The following is a 12,131-nucleotide window of genomic DNA, read 5'->3' as shown; positions in this document are numbered from 1 at the left end:
AAAATACAGAGATATGTTTAAATCAATTAGAAAAACCTTTCTTTTGATCCCTGCGACATTGATGCTGGGATCATGCTGGGAGTTGGATCAAGAGGTGCTGGATGGGATTACACAAGAAGAGGTGAATAATAGCAACAATCCAGTATTGATTGATGTCTTGAAAGCCTCCGCTTACTCTCGTATCGTCGGGAGCTGGGGATCTCATAACAGCATTTGGTCCATTTATGAGGTATCTTCGGATGCTCTTGCCATTCCTCAAAAGGGAGCTGACTGGGAAGATGGTGGATTATGGCTGAGAATGCACAGACATACTTGGCAGCCTTCTGATGAAGCCTTCAATAACTCATGGTCCTATTGCTACACAGCAATCGGTGAAATCAATAACCTTATCGTAGCCTATAGAGATGTAGAGGCCTTGACCGCAGAACTCCGCGTGCTAAGAGCTTTGGTGTATTCTTGGCTAATTGACAGCTTTGGGAATGTCCCGATCATTACAGAAGATGATTTGGATGGTAATCCGACAAATAATAGCCGTCAGGAAGTTTTTGACTTCATCGAGTCCTCTATTTTAGAAAATGTAGACCTTCTTCCAAGAGAGGATACCAAAACTACACTGAACTACTATTCTGCTCATGCAGTTTTGGCCAAGCTGTACTTGAACTCTGAAGTTTATACTGGTACTCCTCGCTATGCTGACGCTGAAGCTGCTGCTGATGTGGTTATCAATAGCGGTATCTATTCTCTTTCTTCAAATTTCTTCGCGAATTTCGCTACAAGAAATGGTGGTTCTACAGAGAATATCTTGACACTTCCATACGATGAGAATAATGCCGGTGGATTTAATATTGGACAGATGACCCTTCACTACTCCAGTCAGTCCACCTATAACTTACAGGAGCAACCTTGGAATGGATATGCATCGCTAGAAGAGTTTTACAACTCTTTTGACGACGATGATGTTAGAAAAAACTCCTTCCTAGAGGGACCTCAATTCGCTGCTGATGGCACAAGACTAGAGGATATTTCTGCTGAGGCAGGCGATCCTGATGGACCCCCATTGACTTTCACTCCTGAGATCAATCAACTAGCACCAAATGCCTTCAGACAGGCCGGTGTGCGGGTAGGTAAGTATGAAATCGCTAATGGTGCTGCTTCAAACCTCAGCAACGATTATCCATTGATTAGATTGAGTGACATGTATTTGACTAAAGCTGAAGCAGCTTTCCGTCAAGGTAATACTTCAGAGGCACTCGGTCCTTTCAATATGGTAAGAGAAAGAGCGGGACTTGATCCATTGTCTACTTTGACTTTAGACGACATATTCAACGAAAGAGGCTATGAATTCTTCGCTGAAGCATCTAGAAGAACTGATCAGATCAGGTTTGGGAAGTGGAATCAGCCTTGGTGGGAAAAAGGGCAATCAGAGCCGTTTAGAGCCTTATTCCCTATTCCTTTGCAGCAGATCAATGCTAACCCTAATTTGACTCAAAACCCAGGTTATTAAACAATAACCAATTAAGCTTGAAGGAAGTGTACCCTCGTACACTTCCTTTTTTTTACTACGAATATGAAAAACAGGGAAATCATCCTCCTGATTTATTCTATGCTCCTATTCTCCTGTGCTTCGAAAACAGAGAGAGCGGCAATACTTTTTGAATTAGTGCCCTCAGAAAGCAGCGGAATCACTTTCAGCAATGACCTGAACTACACAGAACAAATTAATCCCTATACCTTCCGGAATTTTTATAATGGCGCCGGGGTAGCTCTGGGAGACATCAACAATGACGGCCTGATTGACATTTTTTTTGCAGGAAACCAAACTTCCAATCGACTCTACCTTAATAAAGGTAATTTCCAATTTGAAGACATAACAGCATCTGCGGGACTGCTGTCCACGGGCAACTGGTCCACGGGAATCAGCATGGCAGACATCAATGGAGATGGGTTAATTGATATTTACGTATGCAAATCAGGACCTCTCGGAGGAGATAAGCGACATAATGAGCTATTTATCAACCAAGGTGACCTGACCTTTAAAGAAATGTCAAAATCCTATGGTCTAAACGATCGAGGATTGTCGCAGCATGCCGTGTTTTTTGACTATGACAAAGACGGAGACTTGGATTTTTACCTTTTGAGTAACTCAGGCAGGTCTGTAGGAATCTATGATCTCCGTGAAGGGCAGCGGGAGATAAGAGATCCCGAGGGAGGAAATAAGCTTTATCGCAACGATGGAGATTATTTTACCGATGTCAGTGAAGAAGCAGGGATATATGGCAGTAGTATCGGCTATGGGCTTGGAGTAACTGTAGCGGACCTCAATAATGACAATTGGCCGGATCTCTATGTTTCCAATGATTTTTTCGAGCGAGACTATCTTTACCTCAACAATCAAGATGGAACTTTTCGGGAGATTTTGCCCGAATCCATGCCAGAAATCAGTCTCGGATCCATGGGAGCAGATATTGCAGACTTGGACAATGATGGCCTCCTTGATGTGTTTGTCACTGAAATGCTACCCGAGGACCTAGCTCGGATAAAGACAAAAACTCCTTTTGAGGAGTGGGATAAATATCAGGCAAATTTCAAAGCGGGTTATCATCGGCAGTTTACTCGAAATACCCTACAAAAGAACTTAGGCAAGGATCCGGAAACAGGAGATCCGATTTTTGTTGAAATCAGCCGACTCACGGGAATGCATGCCACGGATTGGAGTTGGGGAGCCTTGATATTCGATGCGGATTTAGATGGATGGAAAGACGTCTTCGTCGCCAATGGTATCGTCAAGGATCTGACAGATTTTGATTATGTAGATTTTTATATGAATCGGCAGGAACAAATCCTCCAAAATAAAGCAGACTCTCTCTTGATTACCAAAATGATCGATGAGTTTCCCTCCAATCCCTTACAGAATTACTGGTTTAAAAATCATGGAAATTGGGATTTTAAAAATCTGGCCAATTCCTCAGGGTTGGCCGAGCTTACTTTCAGCACCGGCGCAGCTTATGGTGACTTGGACAATGACGGCGACTTAGACCTAGTAGTAAATAATCTGAACGCTGAGGCGAGTATCTACAGAAACTCAGCTAGAGAACAGGGAATGGGACAGTACTTGACGCTAGATTTAGGCAGCGAATTTGGAGCAAAAGTCACCCTTATTTCCGGAGGTCAGAGGCTTACCCAGGAATACCAACCCGTCAAAGGCTACATGTCTTCCGTAGATCCACGGATTCATTTTGGATTGGCAGAAACCAAAGTCATCGACTCCATCCACATTGACTGGCCCGATCAATCTCGATCTATTTATACCGAAATCCTTCCTAATCAAAGTCTAAAAATCGATCGGAAAGCCGCAAAGCCCAAAGCTCCAAAAGCACCCTCTAAAACGCTGCTATCTGTAGTGGACTCTCCCATTCAGTACACCCATCAAGAAAGTGATTTTGTAGATTTTGACCGAGATAGGCTTCGATTCTGGTCCATAAGCAATGAAGGTCCAAAAGCTTCACAGGGAGATCTAAACCAAGACGGACTCGTTGATTTCTTTTTCCCGGGCGCTAAAGGACAAGCATCTCAATTGGTCTTTCAGCAAGAGGATGGCAGTTTTGATACTCAACTATTACCTGAAAATGAGTCCATTCTTCTCGCAGAGGATATCGGTGCTCATATTTTTGACGCCAATCAGGATGGCTACCTGGATTTACTTGTCTACAGCGGAAGTATAGAAATGGGAGAAGGAAGTCCTTCTTATCAAGACCGACTTTATCTGAATGATGGCAAGGGAAATTTCCCGGAGGTAACACAAGTTTTCCCAAGCCAATCCACTTCATTTGTCCTCTCCACAGATTGGGATCAAGATGGAGATCTAGACTTAATTTTAGGTCAGAGGGCCGCACCCTTTCACTATGGAAAGCCCATGGGGCTGAGTCTATGGGAAAATCAAGGAAATGGACAATTCACTGAACTGGAAACAAAGGATGACACTGCACTTTCTCAAATCGGAATGATTAGCAGCGGTGCACTGGCGGATTTAGATCAGGACGGAGTGGAGGAATTAATCATTGCGGGAGAATGGATGGAAATAAAGGTTTTCAAACTTGCAAAAGGAAGTTTCGAGGATATCACCGCTGAAATTGGACTAGGCAAAACAAGGGGACTTTGGAACACCCTGCTGGTCAAAGATCTAAATGGAGATCAACTCCCGGATATTTTAGCAGGAAACGTGGGGCTCAACACCCGTCTCCATTTCCCATCAGGCTCCATCCCCAGAATGTACGTCAATGACTTTGATCAAAATGGATCATGGGACCCCATTCTAACGCGATATGAAAATGGCCGATCTCTACCCCTACTGACCAAAAGCACTTTGCTCAAACAGCTGCCCCATCTTAGAAAGGAACTCATCACTTACGCTGCCTATCAAGACAAAAGCCTAGAGCAACTTTTCCCTCCGGCAATTCTTTCAAATTCCTTAATTTTGGAGCTAGATCTGCTAGAAACCAGTCTCTGGATCAATGAGGGGGATGGCAAATTCAGCAAACGCACATTACCCATTGAAGTCCAGTTTGCGCCAGTCCATGCCGCTACCACCTTCCAAAATTCCGCAGGTGGGGAATACTTGATTTTAGGAGGCAATCAATCCCGAATTAAGCCGGAATGGGGCAGCGCTTTGGGCAGCTATGGATGGCTTCTAGAAAGAACTGAAAAGGAGTCTTGGAAAGTGATTCCTCCTTCAGAAAGCGGATTGGCTATTTCTGGCGAAATCAGAGACATTCAGCCATTCTATTTAAAAAACAAACCACACCTACTTGTCTTACGCAATGACGATAAACCAATACTCTATGAGATACATTAATCTAGCATTTCTAATGGCACTTCTATTAGGATGCCAGACTGAGTATCAAAAAATAGAAGAGCGTGAATTAGCTTCAGGAAAAGAGGTAAAAGAGCTCTTTCTTGGCTTGGAGCTCGGTATGGATAGAAAGCAGTTTTTTGAAACTTGCTGGGAATTAAACAAAGAAGGTCTCCTCAACAATGGCCCTACCGAACTCATGGTAGAATATATCCCAAAGCTACCATCCGGTAATTCCGGCAGGATGAGGTTTTATCCTAAATTTGAAGAAGATAAAATATATTACATGCCCGTTGATTTCACTTACGATGGATGGGCTCCTTGGAATGAGGAATTGGCCGTAGAAAAACTTCGTGAGGATGTTGTCCAATATTTTGAAGGCTTGTACGGAGAAGGTTTCTTTGAAGTGAGCAATGAAGATAAAAGCCTGATCGCTTTTGTAAAAATAGACGGGAATAGAAGAATCCGAATTTTCAAGAAAGACCTATCCACTGTCCGCGCAGAAATAGTAGATCTTCCTATTTACAAGCAAATCGAAAAAGAAGCTTCATGAAGATAAATGCACTTTATTTAGCAGGTTTCGTCGGGCTTCTAGCTTGCTCCAAATCGGAGAAAACTGAGCCTACACTTTTTCAAGAGGTATCTCCAGAAAGCTCCGGGGTAGCTTTTAGCAATGATCTTTCCTTTGATGAAAATTTTAACATTTTCACCTATCGGAATTATTATAATGGTGGTGGAGTAGCCTTGGGTGATGTCAATAATGATGGCTTGCTGGACATTTATTTTACCGGAAATCTGACCAGCAACAAACTCTACCTCAATCAAGGAGATTTCAAATTCGAGGATGTGACCGAGCAGGCTGGAGTAGCGGGAAACCGAGCCTGGAGTACAGGAGTAGCCATGGCAGATGTCAATGGAGACGGCCTTTTGGACATTTATGTTTGTAACTCAGGAGACATTTCTGGGGATAACAAACAAAACGAACTATTCATCAATCAAGGCGATGGTACTTTTATAGAAAAAGCAGAGGAATACGGCTTAGCAGATCAGGGATTCTCCACCCACGCAGTTTTTTTTGATTATGACAAAGACGGGGACTTGGATGTGTATCTGCTCAACAACAGCTATCAAGCCATCGGAAGCTTTAATAAGATGCAAAATGAACGCCCAAAACGAGATCCTGTAGGAGGCGATAAATTATTTAGAAATGATGGCGATCGCTTTACCGATGTAAGCGAGGAGGCTGGGATTTATGGCTCTATCATAGGTTTTGGATTGGGCATCACGATAGGAGATGTGAATCAAGATGGCTGGCCTGATATCTTTATTTCCAATGATTTTTTTGAAAAAGACTACCTCTACATCAATAATCAGGACGGAACTTTCACCGAATCGCTAGAATCCTCCATGCGCTCCATTTCTGCAGCATCTATGGGGGCAGACATTGCTGATATCAATGGAGATGGACTCTTAGATATCTTTGTTACGGATATGCTTCCAGAGCCTCTGCCCCGCTTAAAACAAGTCACCACTTTTGAGAATTGGGATAAGTTTCAGTTTAACAAAACCCATGGCTACCACTATCAATTCTCTAGAAATATGCTCCACATCAACAATGGGGATGGTACCTTCAGTGAGATGGGGCGAATGGCCAATGTGGAGGCCACAGACTGGAGCTGGGGCGCCTTGATTTTTGATATGGACAATGACGGCCTGAGGGACCTATTTGTTGCCAATGGAATCTACCAAGATATTACTGACTTGGACTACCTCAACTTCATCGACAATGAAGAGACCAAGATTAAGATCATCACTCAGGAAGGAGTAGATTATCGAGCTCTGATTGACCCCATTCCGATCAATCCGATTCCGAATTATGCCTACAAAAACTTGGGAGATTTGAAGTTTGAAAACAAAGCAGCCGATTGGGGTCTAGGCGCAGCCATCCATTCCAATGGTGCAGCTTATGGAGACCTAAACAATGACGGAACACTTGACTTGGTCATTAACAATGTCAATCGACCTGCCCAGATTTTCAAAAATGCTCAGAAAGAACTACAGCCAGAAAATCACTCTATTCAGTTTCGTCTCATTGGAAAAGGAAAAAACACCTTTGCGATTGGGACACAAATAAGAGCCCGGGCAGGAGATCAACTCTTTTATTTGGAACAGATGCCCAATCGGGGCTTTCAATCTTCTGTGGATCCCAAATTGACCTTAGGCTTGGGAGAAATCAGCCAATTGGATGAAATAAGTATCACTTGGCCTGATGGATCATCTACTTATTTGGAGAATGTCACAGCAGATCAATTGGTTCGGCTAGACTGGAAGGATGCCCAGCAGTATCAGGAACCTATCAATCGGGGGTTAAATGGGCTACAATTTTCTCCTTCCAACAATTGGGCAATAGACTTTACCCATGAAGAAAACCCTTTTGTGGATTTTGACCGTGATCGACTCACCTACCACATGCTTTCTACCGAGGGGCCTGCTTTTGCAAAAGGCGATGTGAACGGTGACGGTATTGAGGACCTTTTTCTCGGTGGAGCAAAAGGACATCCAGGAAAACTATTTTTGGGTTCGGCTCAAGGGTCCTTTACCGAAGTCGCACAGGCAGCTTTTGAATCCGATGCCATTTCGGAAGATACTGATGCACTTTTCTTTGATGCCAATGGAGATGGAACCTTGGATTTACTAGTGACCTCAGGGGGGAATGAATCCCCACTAAATGCTCCTGATTTGGCAGATAGGCTCTATTTTAATGATGGAAGTGGAAATTTCAAAAAAAATCTGAATGCTGGTTTTCAACAAATTCGTGGTAGCAGCTCTTCGGTTCAGTTGATTGACATCAACGAAGATGGGGCCAAAGACCTCATCATCACAGAGCGATTGGTACCCTTTGTCTATGGTGCACCGGCAAACAGTCAGCTTTGGATCAATGATGGGGAGGGTAATTTCATCAATGAATCCTCCACTCTAGCACCCGAATTCAAAGAGTTGGGAATGATCACCCAGGCAAAAGTTATCGATTGGGACCAAGATGGTTTAGAAGATGTAGTGATGGTGGGTGATTGGATGGCTCCTGTTTTCTTCAAAAATACAGGAGGAAAGCTAGAACGAATAGAAATGCCTGAGCTTGATTCTTTGAAAGGCTGGTATAGAACCCTGGAAATAGCGGATTTAAATGGAGACGGTTTACCTGATATCCTATTGGGTAACCAAGGGTTAAATTCTCGATTTAAAGCTAGCAGCGATAGCCCGATTCGAATGTACTTGAATGACTTTGATCAAAATGGATCTATAGAGCAGATTTTTACTACTGAAGAAAATGGAAAGCTATATCCTTTTGCACTTAAGCATGAGCTAGAAAAGCAAATCCCCGAAATCAGAAAAAAATACGTTCGCTACAGTAGCTACAATAATCAAAGTTTGGATCAGGTATTTGATGAGAAAATCCTTTCCAAATCCATCATTCAGGAAGTCAATCATTTTGAATCGGGTGTATTGATGAATCAAGGCTCAGGGAAGTTTGACTGGAAGCCCTTTCCTATAATGGCCCAACGTTCTTGGGTTTTTGCTATAGCTGTACTGGACCTCAATGAGGACGGAATCTTAGATTTGATTTTGGGTGGAAACCTGTACGGAATCAAACCGGAAATCGGAAAAGCAGATGCGAGTTTCGGTGAAGTCCTCTTGGGAAATGGAGATGGCACATTTACCTACCTACCTAACGCTAAACATAAGCTAAAACTGGAGGGAGATATTAGAAGTATTTCAACTTTATCGAATAAAAAGCTATTGATTGTAAAAAACGACGCGGCTGCGGAAATCTGGGAATATGCGATTGAATAAGCTATTTATTAGATTAGGGCTAATTGGACTCTTTCTTTCATCCTGCGAAAAGCCAAAAGAAGAGGACAAATTATTTGAGTTACTCCCGAGCGAAAAAACCGGGATTAGCTTTTCCAATGAGCTCACATCGACCTCAGCATTGAATATCCTCGACTACCTCTATTTCTACAATGGTGGAGGAGTCGCTGCCGGGGATATCAATAATGATGGTCTAATTGACCTTTACTTTACCGGAAATCAAGTTTCAAATAAGCTTTATCTCAACCAAGGAGATTTTAAATTCAAAGACATCACAGATCAGGCAGAGGTCAGTGGGGATGGAGGCTGGTCCACAGGAGTTACCATGGCAGATGTAAACGGTGACGGATTCTTGGATATCTATGTAACCCAGGTAGGGAATTATCTTGGGCTGCAGGGAAAAAACAAACTCTACATCAATCAGGGAGACTTGACATTCAAGGAATCAGCTGCAGATTACGGAATAGATTTCCAAGGCTTTGGTACTCATGCTGCATTTTTTGATTACGATAGAGATGGGGATTTGGACCTCTACCTCTTGAATCATGGGATCAAGTCCCCGGAGGTTTTTGTGAAAGCTGAGAATAGAAGCCTTCCTGATGAGAGCGGAGATAAGTTGTTTAAAAATCTTACCGTCGAAGGAGGCCTTGGGTTTGAGGAAGTAACTGAGGAAGCGGGGATATATTCTAGCATTTTGGGCTTTGGTCTGGGGCTGAGCATAGAAGATTTCAATGGTGATGGCTGGCCGGATATTTACGTTTCCAATGATTTTACCGAAAACGATTACCTCTACCTGAATAATCAGGACGGGACCTTCACCGAATCCCTAGAAAAATTCATCTCCAATACTTCCCGGTATTCTATGGGAAATGATGCAGCCGATCTCAATGGGGACGGACTTCCCGAAATCATCACCACCGATATGCTTCCTGAGGTTCCCGAAATCTGGATGAAGTCTGTCGGTGAGGACAAGTCGGAAGTCTATAAAATCAAAAAAAATCTGAAATATGGAGATCAATACGTCAGAAATCATCTCCAACTCAATCGAGGAGAGCAAGGCTTTAGCGAAATAGCACTTTATGCCGGGGTATTTGCCTCAGACTGGAGCTGGTCTCCCCTTCTCTTTGACATGGACAATGATGGACTCACTGACCTGCATATTAGCAATGGCATCGTCAAGCGTGCAAATGATCTGGATTTTATCCAATATTCTCAAACGGTCGATCCTACCCTCAGCTTGGAAGAAATCCGCAAAAAGCAGATTGACATGCTGCCCAAGGTCAAGCTTGCTAATTACAGTTTTCAACATACGGGGAAGCTGAAATTTGAACAGGTTGCTGAAAAATGGGGATTGGATCAGCCTAGCTATTCCAATGGGAGCACTTATGCAGACCTAGACAACGACGGCGACTTAGATCTGATCATCAACAACATCGATCAAGAGGCTTTTATCTATCAAAATAGAAGTGAAAGACTCGATCATCACTTTCTTAAAATCAAACTCAAATCTTCTGGCAGAAACTCTCAGGCAATTGGGGCCGAGGTTAAGGTTTTTGCCGGAAACAATACTTGGAGGCAGCGACTGAGTACTAGTCGAGGCTTCCAATCAGGAACTCCACCCGAATTGGTTTTTGGCTTAGGGGAAACGGCAAAGATAGACTCTATTATTGTGCAGTGGCCTGAAGGGATTTTGGAGCGATTTGAAGGAAGTGCAAGCAATCAGGAACTAGTTATAGAACAAGGAAGTGGCATTATCCTCAAAAGCGAAAAAAGTAAAGATGAGATTAGAACCTACTCTTTTCCTATAGCTTGGACGCATCAGGAAAATACCGAACTCGACGAATCCACCCGAGAGTACCTGATTCCAAAAAGCTTTGCCAATCGAGGACCTGCTGTCGCCATGGCAGATGTCAATGGAGATGGCTTAGATGACCTTTACTTGGGCGGGGCCAAGGATCAGGCAGGAAGTCTGTTCATTCAACAGGAAGACGGGAGTTTTCGGGTTGTTGCCAATCCCTTTTTTGAGCAACTGGCAAAAGCTGAGGATGTAGTTGCTGAATTTGCTGACTTAAACGGAGACGGAGTGCTTGACCTTTACGTAGCAAGTGGCGGAAATGAAGTGGAATCCGGCAATTTATTCTTGTTTGACCGGGTGTTTTTTGGTGATGGAAAAGGCAATTTCAGCTTTTCGCCCAATTCATTGCCTCCTATCGGAGAAAACACCTCGGCCATTGCGATGTCAGATGTAAATGGAGATGGAGCCTTGGATATTTTTGTAGGGGTGTCTAATGTATCGGGAGATTATGGTGCGAATCCAAAAAGCTATCTTTTGATCAATAATGGTGCAGGCAGATTTAGAGAAGCTACATCTGAGTTTTTGGAAACTGATTCAGACTTAGGGATGATTAATTCAGCCCTTTGGACAGATGTCAATCAGGACGGTAAAAAGGAACTGATACTCACAGGAGACTGGCAAAATATTCGCGTTTTCAGTTTGGTAGAAAATAAGATTAAGGAAGTGCAGCTTGCAGGCCTTGAGAACTCTTCGGGCTGGATCAATACCCTAAAACCAGCAGATGTCAATGGAGACGGACTTGTGGATTTGATTGTCGGCAACCTTGGGCTAAACTCCAAACTCAAAGCAAGTATAGAACAACCCCTTTGGCTTTACCATGCAGATTTTGATCAAAATGGTCAATCCGATCCTTTGATTTTCCACTACATGGAGGAGAAACTGGTACCTTTTGCTACTCGTGATGATCTGATCAAACAAATCCCTTCGGTAAAGCGCCTGCACCCCAATTATGCAACTTATGCAGAAATAGAATCCCCCGAATCTCTATTTGGCGCTGAATTGATTCAAGGCGTAAACCCAAAAAAGGCAGTAGAGCTCAGGTCAGGGGTATATTTCCAACAAGCTGACGGAAGCTTTGATTTTGAACCATTTCCATGGGAAAATCAGTTAAGTCCCATACAAGTCATTCATTGGAATGAATCCACTCATACGCTCAGTTTAGGAGGAAACGAGGAGGGATTTAGAGTGGATTTGGGAAGGTCAAGTGCTCAGTCTTTTTATCAATTAAAATGGACGAGTTTCGGTTGGGAAAATTTACCCCTCTCCCACCAAGTTCCACTCCACGCCGAAGTTCGGGAGATCCTTTCTCTCAAAATCCAAAATCAGGCTCAAATCTGGGTGCTTACAAATAATGGACCTGTCTATCAAGTAAAACTTGAGGAAAATTGATCAAAGTCATTTGCGCAACTCAAAAATGAGTATAGCTTTGGATCCCCTTCAATGCGATTGGCGATTAGAATTTGAGCTTTGTAAGGCATTGCTTAAATTTAAAACCAATTCTAACCATTGAATTTGAACTCTTACTCCTAGGACCAAAAGCATTTTGATGTTTAGCTT

5 protein-coding genes are annotated in these 12,131 nt (G+C 43.1%); all 5 read left to right on the top strand.

The annotated features are described in order from the left end of the window. Window positions 1–13: 13 nt before the first annotated feature. The 5 genes from BLQ57_RS03880 to BLQ57_RS03860 all read left to right on the top strand — a co-directional run bounded on the left by BLQ57_RS03880 (window position 14) and on the right by BLQ57_RS03860 (window position 11,963). Window positions 14–1,504 (top strand): RagB/SusD family nutrient uptake outer membrane protein, encoded by a 1,491-nt coding sequence (locus BLQ57_RS03880; RefSeq protein WP_087938057.1) that lies wholly within the window; start codon window positions 14–16, stop codon window positions 1,502–1,504. 63 nt (window positions 1,505–1,567) lie between these two features. Beyond that, window positions 1,568–4,852: a VCBS repeat-containing protein gene (locus BLQ57_RS03875; RefSeq protein ID WP_087938058.1), complete on the top strand. Its 3,285-nt coding sequence runs from the start codon at window positions 1,568–1,570 to the stop codon at window positions 4,850–4,852. Next, complete coding sequence (locus tag BLQ57_RS03870) at window positions 4,839–5,402, top strand: hypothetical protein (protein ID WP_169712701.1); 564 nt, start codon at window positions 4,839–4,841, stop codon at window positions 5,400–5,402. Before BLQ57_RS03875 ends, BLQ57_RS03870 begins: the two co-directional genes overlap by 14 nt. After that, on the top strand, window positions 5,399–8,701 hold the full coding sequence (locus BLQ57_RS03865; protein WP_087938059.1) for a VCBS repeat-containing protein: 3,303 nt from the start codon (window positions 5,399–5,401) through the stop codon (window positions 8,699–8,701). The genes BLQ57_RS03870 and BLQ57_RS03865 overlap by 4 nt, the downstream gene beginning before the upstream one ends. Beyond that, window positions 8,688–11,963 (top strand): VCBS repeat-containing protein, encoded by a 3,276-nt coding sequence (locus tag BLQ57_RS03860; RefSeq protein WP_087938060.1) that lies wholly within the window; start codon window positions 8,688–8,690, stop codon window positions 11,961–11,963. The genes BLQ57_RS03865 and BLQ57_RS03860 overlap by 14 nt, the downstream gene beginning before the upstream one ends. The last annotated feature ends 168 nt before the right edge of the window (window positions 11,964–12,131 follow it).

This window comes from Algoriphagus faecimaris (genome assembly GCF_900101705.1).
GTDB classification, from domain to species: domain Bacteria; phylum Bacteroidota; class Bacteroidia; order Cytophagales; family Cyclobacteriaceae; genus Algoriphagus; species Algoriphagus faecimaris.
Note: the sequence above shows the minus strand (reverse complement) of the source record. Positions and strands in the feature narration are given on the sequence as shown.

Bases quoted from the DNA above. Each gene is read 5' to 3' on its own strand.
- BLQ57_RS03880 (WP_087938057.1), top strand. From the start codon at position 14: ATGTTTAAATCAATTAGAAAAACCTTTCTTTTGATCCCTGCGACATTG.
- BLQ57_RS03875 (WP_087938058.1), top strand. From the start codon at position 1,568: ATGAAAAACAGGGAAATCATCCTCCTGATTTATTCTATGCTCCTATTC.
- BLQ57_RS03870 (WP_169712701.1), top strand. From the start codon at position 4,839: ATGAGATACATTAATCTAGCATTTCTAATGGCACTTCTATTAGGATGC.
- BLQ57_RS03865 (WP_087938059.1), top strand. From the start codon at position 5,399: ATGAAGATAAATGCACTTTATTTAGCAGGTTTCGTCGGGCTTCTAGCT.
- BLQ57_RS03860 (WP_087938060.1), top strand. From the start codon at position 8,688: ATGCGATTGAATAAGCTATTTATTAGATTAGGGCTAATTGGACTCTTT.